The organism is Bradyrhizobium roseum (assembly GCF_030413175.1).
GTDB lineage: Bacteria > Pseudomonadota > Alphaproteobacteria > Rhizobiales > Xanthobacteraceae > Bradyrhizobium > Bradyrhizobium roseum.
In genome coordinates, this window is sequence record NZ_CP129212.1 from 6,417,904 (window position 1) to 6,443,841 (window position 25,938).

25 protein-coding genes are annotated in these 25,938 nt (G+C 62.9%); 13 read left to right on the forward strand and 12 right to left on the reverse strand.

The window, feature by feature from the left end; translation table 11 throughout:
* Window positions 1-191: 191 nt before the first annotated feature.
* Window positions 192-1,106 (reverse strand): LysR family transcriptional regulator, encoded by a 915-nt coding sequence (locus QUH67_RS30420; RefSeq protein ID WP_300943178.1) that lies wholly within the window; start codon window positions 1,104-1,106, stop codon window positions 192-194.
* A 114-nt stretch (window positions 1,107-1,220) separates the two neighbouring features.
* Between QUH67_RS30420 and QUH67_RS30425 the strand changes: the two genes are divergently transcribed.
* The 3 genes from QUH67_RS30425 to QUH67_RS30435 all read left to right on the forward strand — a co-directional run bounded on the left by QUH67_RS30425 (window position 1,221) and on the right by QUH67_RS30435 (window position 3,979).
* A complete protein-coding gene (locus QUH67_RS30425; RefSeq protein WP_300943179.1) occupies window positions 1,221-1,919 on the forward strand; it encodes a pirin family protein in 699 nt (232 codons plus the stop codon).
* Window positions 1,920-2,098: 179 nt separating this feature from the next.
* Window positions 2,099-2,698 carry an NAD(P)H:quinone oxidoreductase gene (wrbA, locus tag QUH67_RS30430; RefSeq protein WP_300943180.1) on the forward strand — a complete coding sequence of 200 codons (600 nt, stop codon included), beginning with the start codon at window positions 2,099-2,101 and terminating at the stop codon, window positions 2,696-2,698.
* A 132-nt stretch (window positions 2,699-2,830) separates the two neighbouring features.
* Window positions 2,831-3,979 carry an IS110 family RNA-guided transposase gene (locus QUH67_RS30435; protein WP_300943181.1) on the forward strand — a complete coding sequence of 383 codons (1,149 nt, stop codon included), beginning with the start codon at window positions 2,831-2,833 and terminating at the stop codon, window positions 3,977-3,979.
* Between the two features lie 328 nt (window positions 3,980-4,307).
* Here QUH67_RS30435 and QUH67_RS30440 read toward each other — a convergent pair whose 3' ends face one another.
* A complete protein-coding gene (locus QUH67_RS30440) occupies window positions 4,308-4,502 on the reverse strand; it encodes a hypothetical protein (RefSeq protein WP_300943182.1) in 195 nt (64 codons plus the stop codon).
* A 439-nt stretch (window positions 4,503-4,941) separates the two neighbouring features.
* Here QUH67_RS30440 and galE point away from each other — a divergent pair, with 439 nt between their 5' ends.
* Window positions 4,942-5,946, forward strand: a complete 1,005-nt coding sequence (galE, locus tag QUH67_RS30445) for a UDP-glucose 4-epimerase GalE (RefSeq protein ID WP_300943183.1) — start codon at window positions 4,942-4,944, stop codon at window positions 5,944-5,946.
* A gap of 36 nt (window positions 5,947-5,982) precedes the next feature.
* On the opposite strand, the gene QUH67_RS30450 is transcribed toward galE, so the two are convergent.
* Entirely contained in the window at window positions 5,983-6,585 is a 603-nt protein-coding gene (locus tag QUH67_RS30450) for a 3-keto-disaccharide hydrolase (protein WP_300943184.1), read from the reverse strand.
* A 202-nt stretch (window positions 6,586-6,787) separates the two neighbouring features.
* On the opposite strand from QUH67_RS30450, the gene QUH67_RS30455 reads away from it, so the two are divergent.
* Window positions 6,788-7,024 (forward strand): DUF2171 domain-containing protein, encoded by a 237-nt coding sequence (locus QUH67_RS30455; protein ID WP_300943185.1) that lies wholly within the window; start codon window positions 6,788-6,790, stop codon window positions 7,022-7,024.
* Window positions 7,025-7,200: 176 nt separating this feature from the next.
* A complete protein-coding gene (locus QUH67_RS30460) occupies window positions 7,201-7,431 on the forward strand; it encodes a hypothetical protein (RefSeq protein ID WP_300943186.1) in 231 nt (76 codons plus the stop codon).
* Here QUH67_RS30460 and QUH67_RS30465 read toward each other — a convergent pair.
* Window positions 7,405-11,493, reverse strand: a complete 4,089-nt coding sequence (locus QUH67_RS30465; RefSeq protein ID WP_300943187.1) for a GAF domain-containing protein — start codon at window positions 11,491-11,493, stop codon at window positions 7,405-7,407. The genes QUH67_RS30460 and QUH67_RS30465 overlap by 27 nt on opposite strands.
* 365 nt (window positions 11,494-11,858) lie before the next feature.
* On the opposite strand from QUH67_RS30465, the gene QUH67_RS30470 reads away from it, so the two are divergent.
* Genes QUH67_RS30470 through QUH67_RS30480 form a run of 3 tightly spaced genes read left to right on the forward strand, consistent with a single transcriptional unit; the run spans window position 11,859 to window position 15,110 of the window.
* A complete protein-coding gene (locus QUH67_RS30470) occupies window positions 11,859-12,911 on the forward strand; it encodes an Ldh family oxidoreductase (RefSeq protein ID WP_300943188.1) in 1,053 nt (350 codons plus the stop codon).
* A gap of 25 nt (window positions 12,912-12,936) precedes the next feature.
* Window positions 12,937-14,304 (forward strand): LLM class flavin-dependent oxidoreductase, encoded by a 1,368-nt coding sequence (locus QUH67_RS30475; protein WP_300943189.1) that lies wholly within the window; start codon window positions 12,937-12,939, stop codon window positions 14,302-14,304.
* Between the two features lie 20 nt (window positions 14,305-14,324).
* Window positions 14,325-15,110 carry a fumarylacetoacetate hydrolase family protein gene (locus QUH67_RS30480; protein WP_300943190.1) on the forward strand — a complete coding sequence of 262 codons (786 nt, stop codon included), beginning with the start codon at window positions 14,325-14,327 and terminating at the stop codon, window positions 15,108-15,110.
* A 166-nt stretch (window positions 15,111-15,276) separates the two neighbouring features.
* Here QUH67_RS30480 and QUH67_RS30485 read toward each other — a convergent pair whose 3' ends face one another.
* The 8 genes from QUH67_RS30485 to QUH67_RS30520 form a co-directional block, all read right to left on the reverse strand.
* A complete protein-coding gene (locus QUH67_RS30485) occupies window positions 15,277-16,134 on the reverse strand; it encodes a D-amino-acid transaminase (protein WP_300943191.1) in 858 nt (285 codons plus the stop codon).
* Window positions 16,135-16,252: 118 nt separating this feature from the next.
* On the reverse strand, window positions 16,253-16,984 hold the full coding sequence (locus tag QUH67_RS30490; RefSeq protein WP_300943192.1) for an amino acid ABC transporter ATP-binding protein: 732 nt from the start codon (window positions 16,982-16,984) through the stop codon (window positions 16,253-16,255).
* Between the two features lie 9 nt (window positions 16,985-16,993).
* Entirely contained in the window at window positions 16,994-17,686 is a 693-nt protein-coding gene (locus tag QUH67_RS30495; protein ID WP_300943193.1) for an amino acid ABC transporter permease, read from the reverse strand.
* 10 nt (window positions 17,687-17,696) lie between these two features.
* Window positions 17,697-18,428 (reverse strand): amino acid ABC transporter permease, encoded by a 732-nt coding sequence (locus QUH67_RS30500; RefSeq protein WP_300943194.1) that lies wholly within the window; start codon window positions 18,426-18,428, stop codon window positions 17,697-17,699.
* 273 nt (window positions 18,429-18,701) lie between these two features.
* Window positions 18,702-19,613 (reverse strand): amino acid ABC transporter substrate-binding protein, encoded by a 912-nt coding sequence (locus tag QUH67_RS30505; protein WP_300943195.1) that lies wholly within the window; start codon window positions 19,611-19,613, stop codon window positions 18,702-18,704.
* Window positions 19,614-19,872: 259 nt separating this feature from the next.
* Window positions 19,873-20,769: an amino acid ABC transporter substrate-binding protein gene (locus tag QUH67_RS30510; protein ID WP_300948227.1), complete on the reverse strand. Its 897-nt coding sequence runs from the start codon at window positions 20,767-20,769 to the stop codon at window positions 19,873-19,875.
* 220 nt (window positions 20,770-20,989) lie between these two features.
* Window positions 20,990-21,862, reverse strand: coding sequence for an alpha/beta fold hydrolase (locus tag QUH67_RS30515; RefSeq protein ID WP_300943196.1), 873 nt, complete (start codon window positions 21,860-21,862; stop codon window positions 20,990-20,992).
* Window positions 21,859-22,275 (reverse strand): hypothetical protein, encoded by a 417-nt coding sequence (locus QUH67_RS30520; protein WP_300943197.1) that lies wholly within the window; start codon window positions 22,273-22,275, stop codon window positions 21,859-21,861. The genes QUH67_RS30515 and QUH67_RS30520 overlap by 4 nt, the downstream gene beginning before the upstream one ends.
* Window positions 22,276-22,347: 72 nt before the next feature.
* Here QUH67_RS30520 and QUH67_RS30525 point away from each other — a divergent pair, with 72 nt between their 5' ends.
* The 4 genes from QUH67_RS30525 to QUH67_RS30540 all read left to right on the forward strand — a co-directional run bounded on the left by QUH67_RS30525 (window position 22,348) and on the right by QUH67_RS30540 (window position 25,872).
* Window positions 22,348-22,647 (forward strand): hypothetical protein, encoded by a 300-nt coding sequence (locus tag QUH67_RS30525; RefSeq protein WP_300943198.1) that lies wholly within the window; start codon window positions 22,348-22,350, stop codon window positions 22,645-22,647.
* A gap of 1 nt (window position 22,648) precedes the next feature.
* Window positions 22,649-23,620, forward strand: a complete 972-nt coding sequence (locus tag QUH67_RS30530; protein ID WP_300943199.1) for a tripartite tricarboxylate transporter substrate binding protein — start codon at window positions 22,649-22,651, stop codon at window positions 23,618-23,620.
* Window positions 23,621-23,871: 251 nt separating this feature from the next.
* The gene (locus tag QUH67_RS30535) at window positions 23,872-24,357 is read left to right on the forward strand and encodes a tripartite tricarboxylate transporter TctB family protein (protein ID WP_300943200.1); all 486 of its coding nucleotides are present in this window, start codon (window positions 23,872-23,874) and stop codon (window positions 24,355-24,357) included.
* A gap of 6 nt (window positions 24,358-24,363) precedes the next feature.
* The gene (locus tag QUH67_RS30540) at window positions 24,364-25,872 is read left to right on the forward strand and encodes a tripartite tricarboxylate transporter permease (RefSeq protein WP_300943202.1); all 1,509 of its coding nucleotides are present in this window, start codon (window positions 24,364-24,366) and stop codon (window positions 25,870-25,872) included.
* Window positions 25,873-25,938: the final 66 nt, after the last annotated feature.

A 25,938-nucleotide genomic window follows, 5' to 3' on the forward strand; every position in this document is an offset into this window, starting at 1 on the left:
GGCTCACATGGAGCGCAGCGCCATGTGAGACGGGGCGGGTGTGACAGACTATCCGCGCATTCTCTTTTGGACGTGGAAAGATCGTCATCCCAGCCAACGGACCATGCGCGGATAGTCTGTCACCCCACCCCGCCACGCATCTTGCGATGCGTGACGACCCGCCCCCTCGAGGGGCGGGTGAAGAAAACAACTCACGGCTTCCGCTTCTTCCCTTTCGCAAACTGCTTCGTCAAAAAATCCGCCAGCACTTCCACGCGCGCGGGACGCGGGCCGCCCGGCGGCGTCACCAGATGCACCGCGCCTTCGGGCTGATGCCAGCCTTTCAGGATCACCTCGACCTCGCCGGACGCGATCGCATCGCCGACGATGAAATCCGGCAGATCGGCGATCCCCAATCCCGCGATCACCGACGGCAGCAGCGCTTCGCCATTGTTGACGCGGAGCTGGCCCGCGGGCCGGACGCTGGCCTGCTCGCCGGCCGAATTGGTGTAGTGCCAGACACCGGGTGTGGAGAGATAGGCATAGCCGAAGCATTTGTGCTGCGCGAGATGCATCGGATGCGTCGGCCGGCCGTGCTGTTTGAGGTAGGACGGTGCGGCCACCGTGAAGCGCGGCATCGCGCACAGCCGCCGCGCGATCAGCGACGAATCCGGCAGCCGCGCGATGCGCAGGCCGGCGTCAAACCCCTCGCCGATCAGATCGACTGTCGCGTCGCTCAGATGAAGATCGATCGAGACTTCCGGGTAGGCCGCGAGAAACTCCGGCAGCAGCGGCGCGACGGCCTTGACGCCAAAAGTCATCGGCACCGCGAGCCGGACCAGGCCGCGCGGCGCCGTCGATTGCGACAGCGCTTCGCTCTCGGCCGCTTCGCCGTCGGCCAGCAGGCGCGCCGCGCGCTCGGCGAGCTTTTGGCCGGCATCGGTGAGCGCCAGCCGCCGCGAGGTGCGGTTGAACAGCCGCGCGCCGAGCCGCTGCTCCAGCCGGCTGACCGCCTTCGACACCGTCGCCTTGGACAGCATCAGCTCGGTCGCTGCCGCCGCAAACGACCGTAATTCCACGACTTTTGCGAAGATCGCCAATCCCTCGAAATCCGGGAGCTTCGACATGGGTCCGCCTTAAGGCTCGCTTTTGGAAACAATGAGTTTCAATAGTTTCTATTTCTATACCGACGCCGCAGGCATATCAAATGCCCATCGAAGTTGAGGCAACGGAGAAATCCAATGATCGAACTCAGACCATTCAACAAACTGGGCGGCGCTGACCACGGCTGGCTGAAGGCAAAACATCACTTCTCGTTCGGCAGCCACTACGATCCTGACAACATGGGGCACGGCAGCTTACGGGTGTGGAACGATGACGAGATCGCTCCGAACACCGGCTTCCCCGCGCATCCCCACGCCAACATGGAGATCATCACCTATGTCCGCGAAGGCGCGATCACGCACCAGGACTCGCTCGGCAACAAGGGCCGCACCGAGGCCGGCGACGTGCAGGTGATGAGTGCCGGCAGCGGCATCCGTCACTCCGAGTACAATCTGGAACCGTCGAAGACAAAAATCTTCCAGATCTGGATCGAGCCGACGACGAAAGGCGGCCAGCCGACCTGGGGCGCCAAACCGTTTCCGAAGTCGGACCGCTCCGGCAAGCTCGTCACCATCGCCAGCGGGATCGAAGGCGACACGGATGCATTGCCGATCCGGGCCGATGCGCGGGTGCTCGCCACCACGCTGAGGGCTGGCGAGAGCGCAGAATACGACGCGAGCAAGGCGCGTCACCTCTATCTGGTGCCGGCGGCCGGCAGCGTCGAAGTCAACGGCGTGCGCGTCAACGCCCGCGATGGCGCAGCGATCCGCAACGAGGCGAAGCTGACGATCACCGCACTGGAGGATTCCGAACTGGTGCTGGTCGACGCGGCGTAGGCCTCACCCTCCGAACTGTCATGCCCGGGCAAAAGCGCGAAGCGCGTTTTCGCGCAGGTGACCCGGGCATCCATCCTCTTCGTGAGACTCTTTCCAGGGTGATGGATTGCCGGGTCAAGCCCGGCAATGACACCTCAACACATCAACAACAGCCAGATCAAACCCAAAGGATAACCATCATGGCCAAAGTTCTCGTGCTCTATTACTCCGCCTACGGTCACATCGAAGCGATGGCGAATGCCGTTGCCGCGGGCGCGCGCGAAGCCGGCGCGACCGTCGATATCAAGCGCGTGCCGGAACTGGTGCCCGCCGAGGTCGCCAAGGCGTCGCATTACAAGCTCGACCAGGCCGCGCCGATCGCCAAGATCGAGGATCTCGCAAACTACGACGCGATCATCGTCGGCACCGGCACCCGCTTCGGCCGCATGGCGTCGCAGATGGCGAACTTCCTCGACCAGGCCGGCGGGCTGTGGGCCAAGGGCGCGCTGCACGGCAAGGTCGGCGGCGCCTTCACGTCCACCGCGACCCAGCACGGCGGACAGGAAACCACGCTGTTCTCCGTGATCACCAACCTGCTGCATTTCGGCATGACCATCGTCGGCCTCAACTATGGCTTCGCCGGCCAGATGAAGCTCGACGAAGTCACCGGCGGCTCGCCCTACGGCGCCACCACGATCACCGGCGGCGACGGCAGCCGCCAGCCGAGCGAGAATGAACTCGCCGGCGCGCGCTACCAGGGACGCGTGATCGCGGAAACCGCCAGCAAGCTGCATGGCTAAGCTTCACGGCTGATGCGACGAGGGCGGCAATCTCCACCGAGATTGCCGCCCTCTTTGTAGATTCCATGGGGCGGTGAGCGTGGCCTTTCCGATAGGTTTGGGTTTGCACACTCGAACCATCGGAGAAGTCAGATGCAAGCATCGACCGCAGTCACGCCCACCGCGGACCATATTGGCACAATTTTCGTTTCGATCGAACTAAGTCAGAAGACCTGGCTGGTGACGCTGCACAGCCCGGTTCGTGACCGGATCTCCCGCCACAAGCTCGAGGGAGGCAATCAGGTCGAGTTGCTTGCCCTGATCGAGAAGATCAGGGCGCGGGCGGCCGAGAAGCTGGGGTCTGTGCCGCGCGTCGTGAGCTGCTACGAGGCCGGCTATGATGGCTTTTGGCTGCACCGGCTGCTGCTGACGGCAGGCATCACGAACTACGTCTTTGATCCCGCCAGCATTGCCGTGGACCAGCGGTCGCGGCGGGCGAAGACGGACCGGATCGACGGCGAGTTGATGCTGCGGACCTTGATGGCCTATCTGCGGGGCGAGCCACGGGTGGTCCGCATCGTCCGCGTCCCGAGCGTGGAAGCCGAGGATGCCCGGCGTGCGAGCCGGGAGCGGGATCGTCTGGTCAAGGAACAGACGGCCCATACCAACCGGATCAAGGCGCTGATGCGTCTGTCGGGCATGGCGGTCGGCAACCCGCGCCGACGGGACTGGCTCAGCTTTCTGGAGCAGCAGCGGGATTGGGAGGGGCAGCCGTTGCCGCCTCATTCGTTGGCCGAAGTGAAGCGCGAACACGCGCGCCTGACCATGGTACGCGAGCAGATTGCGGCGTTGGAACAGGTACAGACTGCACAGGCCTGTCCCGTTCCTCCTCCGATGGCGGAGCGGCGATCAAGCCTGCAGCGGCTCAAGGCGCTCGGCCCGGCCTTCACCGCGACGCTGGTGAACGAACTGTTCTACAAGGACTTCCGCAACCGGCGCGAGGTCGCCAGCTACTGCGGATTGGTGCCGAGCCCCTGGAAGAGCGGCGGCATCGACCGCGAGCAAGGCATCAGCAAGGCTGGCAACCCGCGGGCGCGCAACAAGGCGATCGAGCTGGCCTGGCTGTGGCTTCGCCATCAGTCGGACAGCGCGCTCAGCCGCTGGTTCCGCACCCGCACCGCCAATGCCGGCAAGCGCGCCAAACGCGTCGCCATCGTCGCCCTGGCGCGCAAGCTGATCGTGGCGCTGTGGCGCTACCTCACCACGGGCCTCATTCCGGAGCAGGCAATCATGAAGGCATAAACCAACACCTCGCCGCGCCCGTGCGGGGATGGATGATGACCGTGCCATCCTAGGGCTTCAAACGTCGTTTTGTAGATGGGTCTCATCCTAGCCAGGCTTCCTTGCCGCAAGCATGCGGAAGGTGGGTCCGGATCTAACGATCCGACCGGATATGAGGTGATGCAGTGAGCTGCAGAAATCTTCGGAAGCCAATCCTCGCCCGGAGCCCGGTCGGCGCGCTGCGCTACGCATGGCTCCACGCGCCGCCCTACCACCGTCAAACCCCTAACCCAAACCAGGAGAACAGCCTTGACTCTCAAATTCCCATATGAGGATGGGTAGTCAGGAGCTAGTGCTCCGATTCCGGTTTGACGATCGTCTTCCGCGCCTCCGTGCCACAGCCGGCACATTCGTAGGTGAAATCGATCCTCGCCTTGCTCCAATGCGGCTCGACATCGCGCACGAACATCGGAAGCCCCACGCAGCTCGGGCAAATCATGAAGGGGGGCTCGATATCATCGTGCTGATGCATGTAGGCTGGCATGTCGGCTCTTCCCCGGAACAACATTCAAGAAAGCGTTCACCGCTCGTCCGTGACTCGGCGCGAAACATACGCCTCCGGCGCGCTGGCGGTCATGAACTCTCGCGAACACAGGAAGAACGTCCGCACAATCCTGATACGTGTTGCATGCCTGCACGACCGTGACTGTACGGCCACAAGGCCTTAATTTTGCCTTCGCGGGACAGCGGCTTGCCGGATGCACGTTTCAGCCGAACATCGAGCTACGGACCGTTGCGCACGGCAGGCACCATATGATCGCGCCGCGTACCGTTGTAGTTGCAGCACCCGGCCTTCGAACGGGCCTCGTGCATCCAGTTGAAGCCCGCCCCGCCTGACCTGTCGCGATTTGACGACCAATCCGCGTTCACTCTATGTGTTGCAACCAAGGCAATCGACCGGCACAGGCAGGAGACAGAAATCAATGAGCCGCCGCCCAGGCATTCTCGTTACCGGCGGTGCCGGCTATATCGGCTCGCACTGCGCCCGGGCGCTGGATGCCGCAGGCTACCGGCCTGTCGTTTACGACAACCTTTCAACCGGCCATCGCGGCTTCGCCACGGGCGCGCTCGTGGTCGGCGACATCGCCGACAAGGCGACGCTGACGCGGACCTTTGCCGAGCACGACATCGCCGCCGTCATGCATTTCGCCGCATCGAGCCTGGTCGGCGAGTCCATGACCGATCCGCAGAAATACTACATCAACAACCTCGCTGGAACGCTGACGCTTCTGGAGACCATGCGCGAAGCCGGCTGCCCCCGCCTGGTGTTCTCGTCGACCGGCGCGGTCTATGGCAACGCCGACAGCAAGGCGCTGCCGGAGAATTATCCGTGCGCGCCGATCAATCCCTATGGCAGCTCGAAATGGATGATCGAGCGCGTGCTGGCGGATTATCGTTCGGCCTATGGTTTCGGCTCTTTTGCGCTGCGCTACTTCAACGCCGCCGGGGCCGATCCTGCCGGCGGCATCGGCGAACTGCGCGAGGTCGAAACCCATCTCATTCCGCGCGCCATGATGGCGCTGCAGGGGCATGTGCCTGACTTCGCCGTGTTCGGCGACGATTACGACACGCCCGATGGCACCGCGATCCGCGACTACATCCACGTCACCGATCTCGCGGCAGCCCACGTGCTGGCGATCAAGCTGCTGCTGGAAGGGCATGCCGGCGGCGCGTTCAATCTCGGCACCGGCCAAGGCTTTTCGGTGCGCGAAATCCTCGCGGCGATCGCGGCCGAGACCGGCCGCGAGGTCCCGCATGTCGTCAAGCCGCGGAGAGCGGGCGATCCGACCTATTTGGTCGCCGATCCCTCCGCCGCCCGTGCGACGTTGAACTTCCAGCCCGGCCATTCAGACCTGGCCACGATCATCCGCACCGCCTGGGCCTGGCACAGCAAGGCCCACCCGCTGAAGACGGGTGCGCCCTCGTAAGCAACGCCGAGCCCGATCAGGCGATCGCGCAGCGGCTTATAGGGGCTTGATCTGCACCTTGCGCCACTTGATCACGCCAGACCCGTATTGCAGCGCGAACGGGCCGCTGGCGTGTTTTGAATCCTGGACATCGACGGTTTTCTGACCGTTCAGCACCACGACGAGCTGAGGGCCCTTGGCCGTGATTTCGTAGGTGTTCCATTTGCCGCCCGCCTTCGGCATCGGATCGACCTTCGCGATATCGACGATGGCGCCGGTGCCGTAGGTCGGATCGGGCCGCTTGTCGAAGATGTTGACCTCGTAGCAGATCTTGGCGTCGATCTTTGCCGATTGATCGCAGCGGATGAAGATGCCGCTGTTGGCGTCATCGTCGGCCCAGAACTCGGCCTTGATCTGGAAATCCTTGTAGGACTCCTTGCTGACGAGATAGGAGGGGTCTTTGCCCTCGGTGATCTTGTCGGCGACCAGCGCGCCGTCCTTCATCGCCCAATTCGCCTTGCCGACCTCGGTCCAGTCGCCCATCTTCTTGTCATCGACGAGCGTGATCCAGCCATCGCTCTGGCCGGACGCCGGGCCGGAAAATTGAACCGCGGCGGCGCCGACCAACAGGCCGGCGGCAAGTATCGATAGGCGCTTCATGAACGTAGCCCTCCATGGCTGCTTTTGGTTGGGCGGAAACCTATCACCGAGAGGCGCGGCGTAAATCTGTTTTCCATGCTGCAGTTGCGTACGACAGTAGACACCGATACCGGCGGGCAGCCTCGTTACCCGTTTCATCGAGCCGGTGAACCATTTCGGCGGCGGCGCGTTTTACGTCCTTCTCCCATCAAGGACATGAAAAATGGCTTCTGCTTCAGATATCCGGGAACACATGGACGTCATCTCGTCGGACAAAAAGACGGTCGGCAAAGTCGACCACATGGAAGGCGCCGACCAAATCAAGCTGACCAAACAAAGTTCGCCCGACGGTCAGCATCATCATTTCATTCCACTGTCGTGGGTCGACCACGTCGATCAGCATGTCCATTTGAACAAGTCGGGCGCCGACGTGACTTCGCACTGGCAGCACGGCCAGTAGTAGTCCCGCAGGCGCATTGCGCTAGCTGCGGATACCGATATCATCGGGTTTCAGGAGATGAAATGCATCCAGCGGCGATACTGCAACTCGATCGCATAATCGGCGAATACAGCGCGTGGCAGGCTGTCCCCGATGGGGAACGCTCGCCCGCGCCCGCTTGGTGGTGGGGACCCGCAATGGAAATGCGGACCTCCTCCGAATTGCTCCCCGCTGGACGGGGTGTGGAACTCGGCCTTTCCCGGCCAGCGACCTATGCGTCCGCCGCGCAGATTTTGCTCGGGGCGTTCGCCGGCCAGACGGCCGTGCCCCTGCACTACGAATTCCCTCGCAAAGCGAGCATTCCGGACCCGCCGGCCATCCGCGAGTTGCAGCCGCAGCCGTCAGACGACAGCGCCTTTCAGCCGTGATCCGACGTCCGGCTGCAACGGCGGCGCGACGACCGGCGACTCCGCGCGAAGCAGGTCGGCCATTTGCGTTGCCGGCAGCGGTCTGGAAAACAGAAAGCCCTGCATCTCGTCGCAGGCATGATTGCGGAGGAATGCCTCCTGTTCGGGGGTTTCGACACCCTCGGCGATGACGGTCATGCCGAGCGCCTTGCCCATGCTGATGATCGCCTGCGCGATGGCCTGGTCTTCCGAGTCGACCGGCAGGTCACGGATGAAGGAGCGGTCGATCTTGATCGTATCGATCGGAAACTGCTTCATCAGCGACATCGACGAATAGCCGGTTCCGAAGTCATCGATCGCAAGGCGAATGCCGCGATCCTGGATCGCATCCAGTATCTTGATCGCGCGCGCGACGTTGCGCATCACCATGCTCTCGGTGACTTCGAGCTGTAAAAGCACCGGCGACATGCCGCTGGCTGCCAGCGCCTCGTCGACGTCCTGCAGCAGATGCGGATCTGCGAATTGCCGTGGCGACAGGTTCACCGCCATCGTCCCCGACCGCAAGCCGAGCCGATGCCATGCCATGTTCTGCGCGCAGGCTTCCTTGAGCACCCAGCGCCCGATCGGAACGATCAAGCCGGTTTCCTCTGCAAGCGGGATGAACTGCCCCGGCGACACGGCGCCGAGATCGGGGTGATTCCAGCGCAGCAACGCCTCGACGCCGGTGATCTGGCGGCTCGTCATGTCGATCTTGGGCTGATAGTTTAGCGAAAACTGGCCGCGCTCCAGCGCGCGACGCAACGCCGTTTCCAGCGTCAATCGCTCGATCGACTGCGTCTTGATTTCCTTGGTGAAGAATCGGAAGCCGTTCTTGCCGTCCTCCTTGGCGAGATACATCGCCATGTCGGCGTTCTTGGTCAGGGTCTGTATGTCGGCGCCGTCGGACGGATACATCGCGATTCCGATCGATGCCGTGGTGTGGCACTCGTGTCCGCTGAGCAGCAAGGGTTGGCTCAATACCGAAAGCAGTTCGCCGGCAATACGCTCGACTTCGTGACGCTCCGCCGCCTCTTCCAGGATCACCACGAACTCGTCGCCGCCGAGCCGTGCCACGACATCGCTCGCACGTAGCGATCGGCGCAGTCTGCCGCCGATCTCCACCAGCAACATGTCGCCGGCGTCGTGCCCCAGCGAGTCGTTGATGACCTTGAACCTGTCGAGATCGATGAACAGCAGGGCAAACTGCCGCTGGTAGCGCGCGGCGGCATCGATCGCGCGGCGCAACACGCCGTTGAACATTTCCCGGTTCGGAAGGTCGGTCAGGCTGTCATGCGACGCCAGGTATTCGATGCGTTCGTCGGCCCTGGCCTTTTCATCGACGCGGTCGAAATTCTCCAGTGCAAAAGATACGTTGTCGACCAGCCGCTGCAGCAGCTCGGCAAATTCGGGCGTGAACGTGTCTTTTTCAAGCGACATGAACGACATCGCGCCGACCACCTCGCCTTGCACCAGCAAAGGGAATGACGCGCCGGAATTGGTGCCGTCGATCCGTGCCCGATGGTGAAAGGCCTCGGCATTGGGATCGGCAAGGTAGTCGTTCATGATGCAGGGCCGCCGCGACCGCATCGCCTGCCCGCACAGCCCGCGCCCCTCGGGCCGCATCTCATCGACCGATATCGTCGCCAGCCGTGCGCTCGGACCGGTCGGACCGGCCGCCGCCACGACGTCCAGATAGTCGCTGTCGGCCTTTCTCAACGCGACGGAGGTCAGAGTGAAGCGGCCGCCGTTGGCCGCCGCTTCGCATACAAGATCGAACAATTCCGACCGTGAGGTCGCGCGGACGATCGCTTCGTTGGTGTCACTTAACGCCGCGAGCATCCGGGTCAGGCGGTCCTTCTGGACCTCGGTACGCGCCTTGTCGTCGGCACGGTCGAAGTTTTCCAGCGCGAATGCCACGTTGTCGGCCAGGCGTTGCAGCAGTTCCGAAAACTCCGGTGTGAAGGTGTGCTTGTCGAGCGACATATAGATCATGACGCCGACCGGCGCGCCGCGAACCAGCATCGGAAAGGCAGCGCCCGACTGCGCGCCGTAGGTACCGACGACGCCCTGAAATGCAGTCACGCGCTGGTCGGCAACATAATCGTTTGCGATACAGGCACGCCGGGTACGAAACGCAGTGCCGCTCAGTCCACGGCCCTCCGGACGGCTTTCGTCCACCGACAGCCTGACGTGACGCGTCGCCTCGGCAGACGGACCTGCCGCGGCCACGATCCTGAGCAGGTCGCTGGCGGGATCGGACAGTGCGATGGTCGCCGAGGTGAACCGGCCCCCGTTCACCGTCGCCTCGCACACCATGTCGAATAATTCGTCGCGGGATTTGGCCCGCATGATGGCTTCGTTGGTCGCGCTGAGGGCAGCGAACATCCGCGTCAGGCGCTCCTTCTGAATTTCGCTCCTCACTTTTTCGTCCGCTCGATCGAAGGTGGCGATCGCAAACGACACGTTGTCGGTGAGCCGCTGCAGCAGCTCCGCGAATTCAGGCGTGAACGTATTCTTCTCTGAAGAAACGAAGAACATCACGCCGACCGCCCGGCCGGCCACCATCAGCGGGAACGCCGCGCCCGACATCGCGCCGTCGCTGTGGATGAACTGATGAAACGCCGACCCACGGCTGTCGGCGCGCATGTCGTTGGAGATGCGGGCCTGGCAGGCGCGCAACGCGTTGCCGCACAGCCCGCGCCCTTCCGGATGATCCGCGTTGATCGAAATCCTGACCCGTCGCATGTTGTCGGCCGTCGGTCCCGCCACGGCCACCATGTCGGTATAGTCGCTGTCCGGGCGCGCCAACAAGATGCTGGTCGAGTTGAACCGACCGCCGGTCGCGGCAGCCTCGCATACCAGTTCGAACATTTCCGTCCGCGACGTCGCGCGAACGATCGCCTCGTTGGTCGCGCTGAGCGCCGCCAGCATGCGCCCCAGACGCTCCTTCTGGGCGTCCGCCCGCGCCTTCTCGCCGGCGCGCTCGAAATTCTCCAGCGCGAACGAGACGTTATCGCCGATCCGCGCCATCAGCGCGACGATCTCTTCGTCCTCCGCCCACGATCTACCGACAAAGAACATCAGCACCCCGATGCTCTCACCGGCCATGATCAGCGGAACCGCGACACAGGCGCTGACGCCCGTCTCACGCGCGGTTTGATACCAGGGCTGCCCCTGGCTCGAGTTGAGAATATCGGTGTTGACGGCTGGCCGCTGTGTCCGGAAGGCCTTGCCGCAGACGCCTGCACCATATGCATTTTTCGCATCGATCGAGAACGGCGCGCGAATAATCTGTTCCACGATCACGCCGGTCCCGGCGACAGGCTTCAACCAGATTGAATCCGGCTGCGCCATCAACACCACGGTAGCCGCGGACTTGCCGCTGTGAACTGCCGCATCGCAGACCCACTGAAAGAGATCTTGTTCGGTCTTGGCGCGTAGAATGGCTTCATTCGTCGCGCTGATGGCTCCGAACATCAGGTTCAGACGCCGCATCACGCGCTCGCCGTTCTTGCGCGCCGCCTCATGCTCGAAATTGTCAAGCGCGAACGAAATGTTGGCGGAAACGCGATCGAGCATCGCGACGATCTGCTCGTCGATCGAATGCGGTTCACGCCGTGAAACCAGCAGCACGCCGACACTCTCGCCATTTCGGATCAGCGGCAGCGCCGCTGCCGCACCGATCTGCCCGGCTCTGGCCCCGTCACGCCAGGGCAGCGAGCGCGGATCATTCAGGAAGTCGTTGCTGACGCATATCTTGCGGCTGCGGAACGCTTCCCCGGCAACCCCGGACCCCTCCGGCTTGCCGGCCACGATCGAGATGTCGATGCTGCGCAGTCGCGGAACATCATCGCCAAAGCCGGCGGCGAAGCGCAGCAGATTAGTTTCGGGATCGAGCAGGAACACTGCCACGGCAAGGAAGTCGCCGACCGAGAATGCGGCTTCGCACACCTTCGCGTACAACTCATCGGGCGATTTGGCGTACAGAATCGCCTCGTTGGTCGCATTCAACGCCGCGAATGTACGCGCGATGTCGGTCGTCACCGTCCCCAAGCTCCTGCCGTCAACACCTGGCTGCTCTACCGCGTTTATACGTGCAGGAGCCCTAAATGCCCGTTATTGGCGTCCGCCGGATCGAGTTCAGAGTAAATGTCAGGCCAACAGAACTCGGGTTCACTCAGCAGAACTACGGACTATTTCACGATTTGTCAGGCATACCGCCGGACTCGCCATGGAAAGCGATTGCCGAATTCTGCAGCTTGAAATTCGCACGCCGGCGAGAACCCTGTCTGCGGCATGGCTAACAGGATATTTCCGCGCTTGCCCTGCCCGCGCTGCTTTGCCAGCATGCCGGGCGCAGCAACAATCAAGACCCGCTCTTACGCGGGCGCTCAAGGTGAGGAAATCCCATGCCGATCGTCCAGGCCGACCGTCTCACGCGCATCGGCGCGGCGCTGCTCAGGGCCGCGGGCGCTTCCCAGGAAGAGGCCGACGCGGTCGCTGTCGGCTGCGTCAATGCCAATCTCGCCGGCCACGACTCGCACGGGGTGATCGCGATCCCGACCTATATCGATCGCGTCAAGGCCGGCCATATCGTACCGGGCGCGAAATGGACCGTCGTGCAGGAATCGCCGACCACCACCGTGATCGACGGCCATTGGGGCTTTGGCTTCCACGTCAACGCCAAGGCGATGGCGCTGACGATCGAAAAGGCGAAGACCGCCAACGTCGCCGCCTGCACCGTGTTCCGCCAGAGCCATGTCGGGCGGCTCGCCGCCTATCCACTGATGGCGATGCGGGCCGGCATGATCGGCATCGCCGCGGCCGATTCCGGCCGCTCGCCGAAACACGTCGCGCCGTTCGGCGGCCGCGAGGCAAGGCTCGGCACCAACCCGATCTCGATCGCGGTGCCGTCCGATCTCGAAGCGCCGTTCTACCTCGACATGGCAACGTCCGCCGTCGCGGCCGGCAAGATCGCGCTGTCGATCGCGCGCGGCGAACAGATTCCGCAGGGCTGGATCATCGATGCCGAGGGCCGGCACACCACCGATCCCACGGAGTATCGCAAGGGCGGAGCGCTGCTGCCGCTCGGCGGCACCGAGGGCTACAAGGGAAGCGGCCTCGCCGCGATGGTCGAAGTGCTGTGCGGCCTGCTCACCGGGCTCGGCTTTGGCGTCGAGCCGACCGGCCGCCACAACGACGGATGCTTCATGGCGGTCTTCAATGTCGCCGCCTTCCGTCCGCTGAAGGATTTCGAGAAGGAGGTCGGCGAGTTCGCGCGCTATCTGAAATCGACGCCGCCGTCCGAGGGCTCTCCGGGCGTGTTCTATCCCGGCGAGGTCGAACATATCCGCGAGCAGCAGCGCCGTCGCGACGGCATCACGATCGAGGACGCGACGTGGGACAAGCTGAAAGCGCTGGCGACCGACTACAAGCTGGCCGCCGAACTCGACCTGACATGAAGCCGGCCAGCACAAGGAGAACGGCATGACACGGCAAATGGCGCTGGTGGGATTCCTGCAGGCGCAGAACTGCACCAACCTGCCGAGTTCATGGCGGCATCCGGAATCGCGCGACGATTCGATGTCGGCCGATTACTATCAGGAGATTGCCCGAATTCTCGAAGCCGGCAAATTCCACATGGCGTTCTTCGACGACCGCCTGGCGATGCCGGACCGTTACGGCAACGACCATGCCCACACCGTCGAATATGGCATCCGCTGCGTGAAGATGGACCCGCTGGTGGTGCTGACCACGATGGGCATGGCCACGACCAAGCTCGGGCTGGGATCGACCGCCTCGACCACCTATTTCGAGCCGTTCGACGTCGCCCGGCGCTTCGCCACCCTCGACCTGATGTCGGGCGGCCGCGCCGGATGGAACGTCGTCACCTCGCTCAATGACGGCGAGGCGCAGAACATGGGCAAGGACGCCCATCTCGAACATGACCACCGCTACGATCGCGCCGACGAGTTCATGGAAGTCGTGCTCGGCCACTGGGACACCTGGGAAGACGGCGCGCTGATCATGGACAAGAAGACCGGCCGGTTCGCCGATCCGTCCAAGGTGAAGCGGCTCGACCACAAGGGCGTTTTCTACAAGTCGCGCGGGCCGTTCACCGTGCCGCGCTCGGCGCAGGGCCACCCCGTCATCATCCAGGCCGGCGCCTCCGGCCGCGGTCAGCGCTTTGCGGGGCGATGGGGCGAGGTGATCTTCACCGCCGCGCGCACCGTCGCCGCCGCCAAGGAAGGCTATGCGGCGGTTCGCAACGAGGCGGCGAAAGCCGGCCGCGATCCGGACCAGATGCGGCTGTGCAACCTTACGACGCCGGTCTGCGCCGCGACCAGGGCCGAGGCCGAGGACAAGATGGCCGTGATCAACAAGCTGCCGCTCGAGATCGACGCGCTGTCCCTGCTCGCGGAAGCGCTCAACTTCGACTTTGCATCAAAACCGCTCGACGAGCCGCTGACATCGGAAGACCTCAAGAGCATGCAGGGCATTTTGGGCATTCGCGACGGCGTGCTCAAGACCTCGGGCAAGTCGAATCCCAGCGCGCGCGATTTCGTGACCTTCTCCGGCCGTGGCCAAGTACATGACGCGATCGTCGGCGGCCCGAAGGAGGTCGCGGATAGGCTCGAAGAGATGTTCGTCGAGCGCGGCTGCGACGGCTTTGTCATCGCGGCGACCATCGTGCCGGGCTCGTATTCCGATTTCGTGCAACACGTCGTGCCGGAACTGCAGCGTCGCGGCCTGTTTCACAAGGACTATGCCGGCAAGACCTTGCGCGAAAATCTCGGCCTGACGCGGCCCACCGCCGGTGCCTGGAAATCCACGCCGCGGGTCGCAGCCGAATAGCAACAACAAGAGGTCATTCCATGCGTTGGCTCCAATTCACCGCCGCCGGCAAGACATCCTGGGGCATCGTCGAAGGCGACCAGGTGATCGCCGTCAACGGCGATCCCTTTGGCGAGTGGCAGCGCGGAACGCAGTCGCACGCGCTGAAGGACGTCAAGATCGAACTGCCGCTGATCCCGCGCACGTTCTATTGCGTGGGCCTCAACTACCTCAAGCATCTCAAGGAAGCCGCCGACAAGGCCGGCACGGTGCCCAACGTGCCCGACCGGCCCGAAATCGGCTATCGCGCGCAGAACGCGCTGATCGCCCATGACGAGGATGTCGTAATCCCGGCGAGCGCGACCGAGAAGATCCACTACGAGGGCGAACTCGTGGTCGTGATCGGCAAGAAGGCAAAGCATCTCACCGAGGCCAACGCGATGGATTGCGTGTTCGGCTACACCATCGGCAACGACGTCAGCGAGCGCAGCTGGCAGAAGGCCGACCGCAGCCTGTGGCGCTCCAAGAACGCCGACACTTTCAAGCCGATGGGGCCATGGATCGAAACCGAGGCTGATCTCGCCAGGATGGAAACGGTGATCCGCGTCAACGGCAAGGAGACCGGCCGCTTCCACACCAACGACATGATCTTCGGCGTCGTGCCGTTTCTGGTCGAACTGTCCAAGTACTTCACGCTGTCGCCCGGCGACGTGATCTGGATGGGCACCGACGGCGCCTCGCCCGACCTGAAAGACGGCGACGTGGTCGAGATCGACATCACCGGGATCGGGACGCTGCGGAACCGGTTTGTGAAGGCGAAGGTTTGAGGTTCGCTGCGCCGCCCCCGGCTTGTTCTTCCGTTCGAATCTCTCACTGTCGTGACCCGCGCAGGCGGGGCATCCAGTACGCCGCGGCATCTCGGTCCAGCATTGACGTCTCTGGAATACTGGGTCACCCGCCTGCGCGGGTGACGACACCGGGCAGGAGGCGCGGCTAAACCGCCGTCGCCTTGGCAAACTCGACGTAGATCTCGCGCAGGCGATTGGTCATCGGGCCGGGCTTGCCGTCGGCGACCTTCTTGCCGTCGATCGATACCACGGCCTGTACGAACACGGTCGCGCTGGTGATGAAAGCCTCCTTGGCGGCCAGCGCCTCCTCGACCGAAAACGCCCGCTCCTCGACGCGGAGCTGGCGCTCTTCGGCCAACGCGATCACCGCCTTGCGGGTGCAGCCGGGCAGGATGGCGCTGCCGTTCTGCCGGGTCACGATGACGTCGTCCTGGGTCAGGATGAAGCAGGACGACGAGCCGCCCTCGGTCACCTTGCCGTCCTCGATCATCCAGGCCTCGCCGGCGCCGGCCACCGCCGCCGCCTGCTTGGCCAGCACCTGCGCCAGCAGCGCGACGCTCTTGATGTCGCGCCGGGTCCAGCGCAGGTCGGGCACCGTGATGACGTCGATGCCAGTCTTGGCCGAGGGTGCGTTGATGATGTCCTTGGTCGAGGTGAACATGATCAGCGTCGGCTTGACGCCCTTGGGAAACGCAAAGTCGCGCCCGGTATCGGCGCCGCGTGTCACTTCCAGATAGACCATGCCGTTGACGAGGTTGTTGCGCTTGACCAGCTCATGCTGAATCTCCTCGATGCGCGCGGTCGTCTCCGGCAGCGCCAACTCGATCTCGCCGACCGAGCGCTCCAGCCGCGCCAGATGCGAGGCGTTGTCGATCAGCTTGCCGTCCAGCACGGCGGCGACCTCGTAGATGCCGTCGGCAAACAGGAAGCCGCGGTCGAGGATCGAGACCTTGGCCTCTGAGAGTGGGACAAACGAGCCGTTGACGTAAGCGATCGGTTCCAAAGTCGGGTCTCCTGGAGATAGCAAAAGGCGGTGTGGCGGACCTTATAGGCAATTTGGCGAGGGCGAGGAACCCCTCGCCGCGTCATCCCGGCGCAATGACAGGTTGGGCAGCCATGCCTCAATGCGACAAAATCTTCGACAAGAAATGCTGCGCGCGCTCGCTGCGGGGACTGCCGAAGAATTCGTCCTTTTGCGCATCCTCGACGATCTCGCCCTTGTCCATGAAGATCACGCGATGCGCGACCTTGCGGGCAAAACCCATCTCGTGGGTGACGACCATCATGGTCATGCCTTCGCGGGCGAGGTCGACCATGACGTCGAGCACCTCGCTGATCATCTCGGGATCGAGCGCCGAGGTTGGCTCGTCGAACAGCATCGCGATCGGGTCCATCGCGAGCGCCCGCGCGATCGCGACGCGCTGCTGCTGGCCGCCGGACAGTTCGGCCGGGTATTTGTTCGCATGCACCGTCAGCCCGACGCGCGCGAGCAGCTTTTCGCCCTTGGCCATTGCGGCGTCGTGCGAGCGGCCCAGCACCTTCTCCTGCGCCAGGCACAGGTTCTCGATGATCCGCAAATGCGGAAACAGCTCGAAGTGCTGGAACACCATGCCGACGCGGGCGCGCAGTTTCGGCAGATCGGTCTTGGGGTCGTTGACCGTGATGCCGTCGAGCACGATCTTGCCTTCCTGGAACGGCTCCAGCGCGTTGACGCACTTGATCAGCGTCGATTTTCCCGAGCCCGACGGACCGCACACCACCACGACCTCGCCCTTGGCGACGCTGGTGGTGCAATCCTTCAGCACCTGGAAAGTCGGCCCGTACCATTTATTGACGTGGCTGATCTCGATCATGAACTCTTCCTACCGAACAATGGAAATGCGCGCCTGCAGGCGCCGGACGCCATAGGACGCGATACTGGAAATCGCGAAATAGACCACCGCCGCGAACAGGTACATCTCGACCAGCCGGCCGTCGCGCTGCGCCACCTTGCTGGCGGCGCCGAGGAAGTCCGGGATCGACAGCACATAGACCAGCGAGGTGTCCTGGAACAGCACGATGGTCTGCGTCAGCAGCACCGGCAGCATGTTGCGGAATGCCTGGGGCAGCACGACGTAGCTCATGGTCTGGCGGTAGGTCAGGCCGAGGGCGTACGCCGCAGCCGGCTGTCCCTTCGAGATCGACTGAATGCCGGCGCGCATGATTTCAGAGAAATACGCCGCCTCGAACATGATGAAGGTGATCAGCGAGGATGCGAACGCGCCGACTTTGATCGGCCGTGATGCGCCGGTCAGCCACTGTCCGATATAGGGCACCAGGAAATAGAACCAGAAGATCACCAGCACCAGCGGCAGCGAACGCATCAGGTCGACATAGAGGCCGGCGATACGACCCAGCAGCTTGAAGCCGGACAACCGCATCAGCGCCAGCAAGGTGCCCAGCACCAGGCCGCCGACCGCGGAGAGCGCGGTCAGCGTCAGGGTGAAAGTCATGCCGTCGAGAAACAGGTATCCGAGCGACCGGCGGATGACGTCAAAGTCGAAATTGCTGAACATAGGGTGCCCTTTACTTCCCGGAAATGTAGCCGGGGATGGCCACCTGGCGTTCGAGAAGACGCATGCCGATCACGACAACGATGTTGACGAGGAGATACAACACCGTCGCGGCCGTGAAGGCCTCGAACACCTGAAACGAAAACTCCTGCATGGCGCGCGCCTGGCCGGTCAGCTCGATCAGGCCGATGGTGATGGCGACCGAGGTGTTCTTGATCGTGCTGAGAAACTCCGATGTCAGCGGCGGCAGGATGACGCGGAACGCGATCGGCAGCAGCACATAGCGATAGGCCTGCGTCGTCGTCAGTCCGAGCGCGGTCGCCGCCATTTTTTGCCCGCGCGGCAGCGAACCGATGCCGGCGCGGAGCTGCTCGGCGACGCGCACCGACATGAACAGGCCGACGCCGATCGATGCCGTCCAGAACGGCGCGTTCGGCATTTGCTTCAACCACAGCCCGGCGGTGCGCGGCAGTAGTTCCGGCAGCACGAAGAACCACAGGAACAGCTGCACCAGCAACGGAATGTTGCGGAAGAATTCGACATAGCAGAAGCCGATCGCGGATGCGGTCTTCGACGGCAGCGTGCGCATGACACCGACGATCGTTCCGATCACCAACGCGATGATCCAGGCCAGCAGCGCCGTCTCGATCGTCAGCACCAGACCTGACAGCAGCATATCGAGATAGTTGCCGGTGCCGTTCGGCGACGGCTGCCAGAAGATGCCCCAATTCCAGTTATAGTTCACTTTCGCCCCCGCGTAGCGCCGCCGATATCACGCGCCAACGCCACCAGATTAGCGTTTATCGGAACAACGTCCATGCAAATCTCCGGCCATTTCCCGAGAGGAATGGCCAAGTCGACCCCTTCGAGCCCGTCATCCTGAGGAGCCCGCAAAAAGCGGCGTTTCGAAGGATGCAGGCCCGCCCGTGGCCTCATGGTTCGAGACGGCGCGAAGCCTGTCATCGGGCCGCGCTACGCGCGGACCCGGTGGCGCCTCCTCACCATGAGGAGATGGTTCCTACTTGTAGGAATCCGGATCCGGCGAATCCGAAGGCTTGGCGAACGCGTTCTTCAGCTCGGCGCCGATCGGAACATTGAGGTTCAATCCCTTCGGCGGGATCTTCTGGGTGAACCACTTGTCGTAGATCTTCTGGCCCTCGCCGCCGGTGTAGAGCGCGGCGGTGGCGCCATCGACCAGCTTCTTGAACGCCGGATCGTCCTTGCGCAGCATGATGCCGTAGGGCTCCGGCTTCGAGAACGCGTCGCTGGAAATCACATAGGCATCCGGATCCTTCGATCCCGCGACGAAGCTGGCGAGCAGGATGTCGTCCAGCACGGCCGCGACCGCACGGTCGGTTTCGACCAGCAGGAACGACTCGGCATGCTCCTTGGCGGGAATGATGTTGATGCCGAGGTTGCGCGCCGCGTTGGTCTCGGTGAGCTGCTTGATGTTAGTGGTGCCCGAGGTGGAAGCCACCGGCTTGCCCTTGAGATCGTCGATCGAGCCGAGCTTGCTCGACTTCTTGGAAACGAATCGGGTGGCCGTCAGGAAATGCGTGTTGGTGAACGCCACCTGCTTCAAGCGGTCGGTGTTGTTGGTCGTGGATCCGCATTCGAGGTCGATGGTCCCGTTCGCCATCAGCGGAATCCGCGCCGACGAGCTCACCGGGTTGAGCTTGACCTCGAGCTTGTCGAGCTTCAGCTCCTTCTTCACGGCATCGACGATCTTGTAGCAGATGTCCATGGCGTAGCCGACCGGCTTCTGGCTGTCGTCGATATAGGAAAACGGGATCGAGGATTCACGGTAGCCGAGCGTGATGGCGCCGGTCTCCTTGATGTTCTTCAGTGTCCCGGTCAATTCCTGCGCGCCGGCCTGTCCGGCGCAGCCGGCGATCGCCAGCGTGCAGGCGATCATACGCCATTGTCTCATACGAATATTCTCCTCACTGGATGGCTTCGGACCATTCGACGACGGCCTGCGCAGCCCTCCATGATCGAACCCGACATAAACGTCAAATGCCCATGCAATGACCGGGCCATTGCATGGGCAGCAAGACGTCGTCTGCTGGAGCCCGTTCCGATGGAATCGGGATGGGCTCCAGGTTTCCTGGTCTGACGCGTTTTCTCGACGCGAACGGCCCTCCCGGATCAAGTCCGGGGCTGGCTTTCGCCGGAAAACGCCCTGGTGCTTACTTGTACGAATCCGGATCCGGCGAATCGGACGGCTTGGCGAATTCGTTCTTCAGCTCGGCGCTGATCGGCGTATTCAGGTTCAGACCCTTGGGCGGGATCTTCTGCGTGAACCACTTGTCGTAGATCTTCTGGCCCTCGCCGCCGGTGTAGAGCGCCGCGGTCGCGGCATCGACCACCTTCTTGAAGGCCGGATCGTCCTTGCGCAGCATGATGCCGTAGGGCTCGGGCTTGGAGAACGCATCCTTGGAGATCACGTAATCGTCCGGCGCCTTCGAGCCTGCCACGAGGCTCGCCAGCAGGATATCGTCCATCACGAAGGCCACCGCGCGGTCGGTCTCCACCATCAAGAACGCTTCGGCATGGTCCTTGGCCGGGATGATGTTGGCGCCGAGCTTGCGCTCCACGTTAGCTTCGGTCAGCTGCTTGATGTTGGTGGTGCCGGCGGTGGAAACCACCGACTTGCCCTTGAGGTCGTCAATCGAATTGATCTTGCTCGACTTCTTCGAAACGTAACGGCTCGCGGTCAGGAAGTGGGTGTTGGTGTAGGCGATCTGCTTCTGGCGCTCGACATTGTTGGTGGTCGAGCCGCATTCCAGATCGATGGTCCCGTTGGCGAGCAGCGGGATGCGGGTCGACGACGTCACCGGGTTGAGCTTGACCTCGAGCTTGTCGAGCTTGAGCTCCTTCTTCACGGCATCGACGATCTTGTAGCAGATGTCCATGGCGTAGCCGATCGGCTTCTGGTTGTCGTCGAGATAGGAGAAGGGAATCGAGGAATCGCGGAAGCCGAGCGTGATGGCGCCGGTGTCCTTGATGTTCTTCAGCGTCCCGGTGAGCTCCTGCGCCGCCGCCGGTCCAGCGCAGAGCGCGGTGGCAAGCAGACAACCAATCATATGACGATGTTTCACGTATCTTCTCCTCTAAGGCTACAGATGATTGCTCATCGACAAGAACTGGCGACTTGCCAGTTAGCTTACGAACCGGATTGCCGGAGGGTTTCGCCGGCAACCTGGAAACTGTCTTCTCACAACCGCCGGTCGTTATCCGGCTTTTTTTCTTGCACGATCCGGGCCAAAACGTATCCGGTGGCGCTGGCCGTGCGGGCGCCCGCGCCTACCTTTGACCGGCGCGCTCCGCTTCGAGGGCCACGATCCGATCGAGCACCGGCGAAATGTAGCGGCGAAACTGTTCTGGATTCTCACTCATCGGAAAATGCCCGAGCTGCTCCATGATGGTGACGCTGGCGCCCGCGATGGCAGCGGCGGTCCGTTCAGTATCCTCCGGCGTACAGGAGAAATCATACTCGCCCGTGAGCAAAAACAGCGGACATACTTTAGTATCGATCCTCTCCACTCTTCCCCGCAGATCGCCGTCGACCCGGTAAAAATACAAATCGCCTTTGAACACGCCCGGCCCGCCCTGCTTGTAGGCCCATAGCGTCTCGGCCCGGGCGTTGGCCGGGCTTTGCGGAGCCATCAGGCCGGAGACCAGTGCGGCACAGACTTCCCCGCCATGGACGTCGGGACGGTTCAGCCAAGATGTATCATACCACGGCGCCTGGAAGTCCGCCCCCTCCAATCCTATGAGGGCGCGGAATTCGGCGGCATGGTCAATCGCCAGGTTGAGGACGATGCGGCCGCCGATCGAGCAGCCCATCACCACCGGCTTGTCCAGTTGCAACGCCTTGCAAAAGGCGCGGATGGTCTGGGTGTAGCGCGCGGTGGTGAGTTGATATTCCGTGCCGTCCCAGCTTGCCGGCGGGTTCGATTTTCCATGCCAGGGCATGTCGAAGGCGATGATGCGGAAGTGCTTCGCGAATTCCTCATCCGCGAGCAGATGCCGCCATTGCCGGCCATCGGAGCCGGCGGTGTGCAGGCAGACCAACGGAATGCCCGCGCCACTTTCCTCGAAATAGATGCGGCACATCTCGCCGTCGATATCGACATGCAGGTAGCGGCCGACGATCGGTTCGATCATGCCGTTCATGACACGGCCGTTGCGAAATGACGACGGGGCAACGCCAGCACGTCCTTGAAGTACTGCAAATTCGTCATGAACGGATGCAGGTCGCCCTCCAGCGTGGCCTCTCCGCGCTTGGTCAGCGCCAGCAGGTCGTGAAAACCCGGACGCGGTGCCGGCTGCCAATATTCCGCGAAAGCCGTGGCCGAGGCGCGATAGGAAAAGCGCCAGGAGCGCATCAGCACCGGCGACAGGGTCAGTTCGACGATCCGCCCCTGCCGGATCGAGACATGAAAAGCATGGCTTTCAGGGCCGAGCAGACATTCGCAGTCGAGGAAGCGACCGCGCGCGATCAGCGCCGGCGTCTGGTCGAGCAGTGCAGGAATGTTGGCGAACGCCTCGGTGATGATGGCGTCGGTTGCGTTCGAAACTGAATTCATGGGCTCCAGGCGGGGCGGCTCCAGGCGGGGGCTTCCTGCGACGCCGCCATCGGCATGGGAACGGAACCGGTCTTGCCGGCCGCCCATGATGACCCGAATACCCCCGGGCTCGCAAGCTATCCCGGCCTTGAGCTTTCCTTGATTATCGCTTGGGCCGATTTCCCTTCCGGGGCGCCGGAATGGATCAAATTCCGCACCTCGGGAGGCCGACGGCAGACCAATTGTCGCATGGGTGGTTTTCAGCCCGCCGGGCTTCCCGCAGCAACCGTTGTCGCGGTCAATAAGCTTTTCTTCTCAGGCAATTTCAGGGAAGATTGGCAAGGGAACAGTAACGCGCCTCCCATCAACGAGGTCGCAAGGGGAGGATTTTGACATGTCAGGACGACATCCTTTTGGCATCGCCATCGCCGCGCTCGGCGTGCTGATGTCCGTCGCCGCCGGCGCACAAGAATATCCGACAAAACCGATCACGCTGATCGTGCCATGGCCGGCGGGCGGCTCGACCGATATCTCGATGCGGGCGATCGCCGAGAGCGCCTCCAAACTCCTCGGTCAGCCGATCGCCATTGACAACAAGGCCGGCGGCGGCGGCACGGTCGGCCCGGCCACGATGGCCGCGGCGGCCAAGCCGGATGGCTACACCATCTCGCAGATTCCGATCACCGTGTTTCGCCTGCCCTTGATGCAGGATGTGTCATGGAATCCGGACAAGGATTTTACGTACATCGTTCATCTCACCGGCTACACGTTCGGCGTCACCACCAGCGCCGAGTCGCCGTTCAAGACCTGGCAGGACGTCGTCGACTTCGCCAAGAAGAATCCCGGCAAGGTGACCTATGCAACGCCGGGTGCCGGCACGTCGCTGCATATCGGCATGGAGCAGATCGCAGGCCTTGCGGGCGTCAAGCTGACGCAAGTGCCTTTCAAGGGCGGCGCGGAAACCAATGCCGCGGTGCTGGGACAGCACACCATGCTGCAGGCGGACTCGACCGGCTGGCGGCCGCTGGTCGACGCCGGCAAGCTGAAACTCTTGATGGTGTGGACCTCGGTGCGCTCGCCGAACTATCCCGATGTGCCGACGCTGAAGGAACTCGGCTATCCGATGGTCTATGATTCACCGTTCGGCATTGCCGGACCGAAGGGCATGGACCCGAAGATCGTCGCCAAGCTGCACGACGCTTTCAAGAAAGCGCTGGAAGATCCGGCCGTGATCGCCACGCTCGCGAAATTCGACATGGTGCCGAACTACAAGAATACCGAGGACTACAAGAAGTTCGTGGTCGAAGTGACCGAATCCGAACGCCAGGTGATCGACAAGCTCGGGCTGACCAAGAAGACGAACTGAGCTCCCGGGACGCTGGCGACGTTCTGCAGCTATTCCTGTCGTTGCGAGGAGTTCTGCGACAAAATTGCAAAAGGCAATTTTGCGCTGAAGCGACGAAGCCATCCATACTCTCCATACGCCCGGTGACGATGGATTGCTTCCGCCTTCGCTCTTTGAGCTACGGCGGACAAGTCGCTTCGCTCGCAATGACGGAATTCAGACAGAAGCCCTGATGGTTACGACAAGACGGACGACATCCGAAGGCATCGCGCATGAGTAACGACACCAACGTCAAATTCCGCCTCAACAATTCCGAATTGTGGGGCGGGCTGATCGGGCTCGGGCTCGGCGCCTTCGTGGCCTGGTCCGGGATGAAGCTGAAGCTCGGCACCATCAACGATCCCGGCTCCGGCTTCGTGCTGTTCTATACGGGCATCCTGATGTGCCTGTTCGCTGTCTCGATCATCTTCGGCGCACTGACCGAGGGCGGGCCGACGCTCGGATCGCGCTGGGAAAACGCCCGCTGGGGCAAGCCGTTGCTGATCATCGTCTGCCTGATCGTGTTTTCCTTTGCGCTCAACCCGCTCGGCTTTCTGTTGTCGGCGATCCCGCTGATGCTGCTGCTGTTGCGCGTGGTCGATCCGGTGCGCTGGACGCTCGCCGTTCCGATTGCAGTTCTCGTTCCGCTCGGCATGTGGTGGGTGCTCAAGCGCCTGCTTTTGATCCAGTTGCCTTCGGGCCTCTTCGAGATCGGCTGACCGCACATGGAAACGCTCCTCAATGTCGCCCATGGTTTTGGCGTCGCACTACAGCCGGTCAACCTGATCTACTGCTTCATCGGTGTCTTCATCGGCACGCTGGTCGGCGTGCTGCCCGGCATCGGTCCCATTTCGGCGATGTCGCTGCTGCTGCCGATCACGCTGTCGGGCACGCCGGAATCCGGCATCATCATGATGGCCGGCATCTACTACGGCTCGATGTATGGCGGCTCGACCACCTCGATCCTGGTCAACATTCCCGGCGAAGCCGCCTCCGTGGTCACCTGCATCGACGGTCACCAGATGGCCAAGCAGGGCCGCGCCGGGCCGGCGCTCGGTATCTCCGCCTTTGGCTCCTTCATCGCCGGCACCTTTGCGCTGGTCGCGCTGATGCTGGTGGCGCCCAAGCTCGCCAGCGTTGCGATTGCGTTCGGACCGGCGGAATATTTCAGCCTGATGGTGCTCGGCCTCGTCGTGCTGACCTTCCTGACGCAGGGCTCGATGGCCAAGGCGCTGCTGATGGCCTGCATCGGCGTCGTGCTCGGCGTGGTCGGGCTCGACAGCATCACCGCGCAGCCGCGCCTGACCTTCGGCCGGGTCGAGCTGATCGACGGCATCGGCCTCGTGCCCGTGGTGATGGGCCTGTTCGGCGTCGCCGAGGTGCTGCTCAACACCGAGCAGGCGATCAAGCGCGACGTCATCAATGCGAAGATCACCAACCTCTTGCCGAGCAAGGAGGACTGGAAAGCCAGCGCCGGGCCGATGGCGCGCGGCACGATCATGGGATTCTTCCTCGGCATCCTGCCCGGCGGCGGCGCGGTGATCTCGTCGTTCGCGTCCTACGCGCTGGAGAAGCGGCTGTCCAAGACGCCGGAGCGCTTCGGCAAGGGCGCGATCGAGGGCGTGGCGGGGCCTGAGGCCGCCAACAATGCGGCGGCGGGCGGCGCGTTCATTCCGCTGATGACACTCGGCATTCCGCCGAACGTGGTGATGGCGCTGCTGCTCGGCGCCTTTGTGATTCACGGCGTGCAGCCCGGCCCGCTGATGATCACGCAGAACCCCGGCCTGTTCTGGGGCATCGTCGCCAGCATGTATATCGGCAATGTGATGCTGCTGGTGCTGAACCTGCCGATGATCGGGATGTGGGTGCAGCTGCTTAAGCTGCCCTACAACATCCTGTTCCCGTTGATCATCCTGTTCACCATCATCGGCGTCTATTGCTCCAGCAACAACGTGTTCGACGTCTATGTGATGATCGCGTTCGGCATTATCGGCTATTTCATGCGCAAACTCGGCTACGAGCCGGCGCCGCTGGTGCTGGCCTTCGTGCTCGGCCCGATGCTGGAGAACAATTTGCGCAAATCGCTGATCCTGTCGCAGGGGGATCTGATGACGTTTGTGGAGCGGCCGATCTCGGCGGTGTGTCTGGCGTTTGCGGTCGTGCTCTTGATCGGCCCGCTGCTGCCGGCGCTGCGCAAGAAGCGCGAGATGGTAGCGCTGGATGAGGGGGTGTGAGTTCTCTTCTCCCTCGCCCCGCTCTTGCGGGGAGAGGGTCGGGGTGAGGGGCTCCCTCCGCGAGGC

What these genes read in the sequence shown, in the direction of transcription:
- QUH67_RS30420 (WP_300943178.1), bottom strand. Translation starts at nt 1,106, where the DNA reads ATGTCGAAGCTCCCGGATTTCGAGGGATTGGCGATCTTCGCAAAAGTC.
- QUH67_RS30425 (WP_300943179.1), top strand. Translation starts at nt 1,221, where the DNA reads ATGATCGAACTCAGACCATTCAACAAACTGGGCGGCGCTGACCACGGC.
- wrbA (WP_300943180.1), top strand. Translation starts at nt 2,099, where the DNA reads ATGGCCAAAGTTCTCGTGCTCTATTACTCCGCCTACGGTCACATCGAA.
- QUH67_RS30435 (WP_300943181.1), top strand. Translation starts at nt 2,831, where the DNA reads ATGCAAGCATCGACCGCAGTCACGCCCACCGCGGACCATATTGGCACA.
- QUH67_RS30440 (WP_300943182.1), bottom strand. Translation starts at nt 4,502, where the DNA reads ATGCCAGCCTACATGCATCAGCACGATGATATCGAGCCCCCCTTCATG.
- galE (WP_300943183.1), top strand. Translation starts at nt 4,942, where the DNA reads ATGAGCCGCCGCCCAGGCATTCTCGTTACCGGCGGTGCCGGCTATATC.
- QUH67_RS30450 (WP_300943184.1), bottom strand. Translation starts at nt 6,585, where the DNA reads ATGAAGCGCCTATCGATACTTGCCGCCGGCCTGTTGGTCGGCGCCGCC.
- QUH67_RS30455 (WP_300943185.1), top strand. Translation starts at nt 6,788, where the DNA reads ATGGCTTCTGCTTCAGATATCCGGGAACACATGGACGTCATCTCGTCG.
- QUH67_RS30460 (WP_300943186.1), top strand. Translation starts at nt 7,201, where the DNA reads ATGGAAATGCGGACCTCCTCCGAATTGCTCCCCGCTGGACGGGGTGTG.
- QUH67_RS30470 (WP_300943188.1), top strand. Translation starts at nt 11,859, where the DNA reads ATGCCGATCGTCCAGGCCGACCGTCTCACGCGCATCGGCGCGGCGCTG.
- QUH67_RS30475 (WP_300943189.1), top strand. Translation starts at nt 12,937, where the DNA reads ATGACACGGCAAATGGCGCTGGTGGGATTCCTGCAGGCGCAGAACTGC.
- QUH67_RS30480 (WP_300943190.1), top strand. Translation starts at nt 14,325, where the DNA reads ATGCGTTGGCTCCAATTCACCGCCGCCGGCAAGACATCCTGGGGCATC.
- QUH67_RS30490 (WP_300943192.1), bottom strand. Translation starts at nt 16,984, where the DNA reads ATGATCGAGATCAGCCACGTCAATAAATGGTACGGGCCGACTTTCCAG.
- QUH67_RS30495 (WP_300943193.1), bottom strand. Translation starts at nt 17,686, where the DNA reads ATGTTCAGCAATTTCGACTTTGACGTCATCCGCCGGTCGCTCGGATAC.
- QUH67_RS30505 (WP_300943195.1), bottom strand. Translation starts at nt 19,613, where the DNA reads ATGAGACAATGGCGTATGATCGCCTGCACGCTGGCGATCGCCGGCTGC.
- QUH67_RS30510 (WP_300948227.1), bottom strand. Translation starts at nt 20,769, where the DNA reads ATGATTGGTTGTCTGCTTGCCACCGCGCTCTGCGCTGGACCGGCGGCG.
- QUH67_RS30515 (WP_300943196.1), bottom strand. Translation starts at nt 21,862, where the DNA reads ATGAACGGCATGATCGAACCGATCGTCGGCCGCTACCTGCATGTCGAT.
- QUH67_RS30520 (WP_300943197.1), bottom strand. Translation starts at nt 22,275, where the DNA reads ATGAATTCAGTTTCGAACGCAACCGACGCCATCATCACCGAGGCGTTC.
- QUH67_RS30530 (WP_300943199.1), top strand. Translation starts at nt 22,649, where the DNA reads ATGTCAGGACGACATCCTTTTGGCATCGCCATCGCCGCGCTCGGCGTG.
- QUH67_RS30535 (WP_300943200.1), top strand. Translation starts at nt 23,872, where the DNA reads ATGAGTAACGACACCAACGTCAAATTCCGCCTCAACAATTCCGAATTG.
- QUH67_RS30540 (WP_300943202.1), top strand. Translation starts at nt 24,364, where the DNA reads ATGGAAACGCTCCTCAATGTCGCCCATGGTTTTGGCGTCGCACTACAG.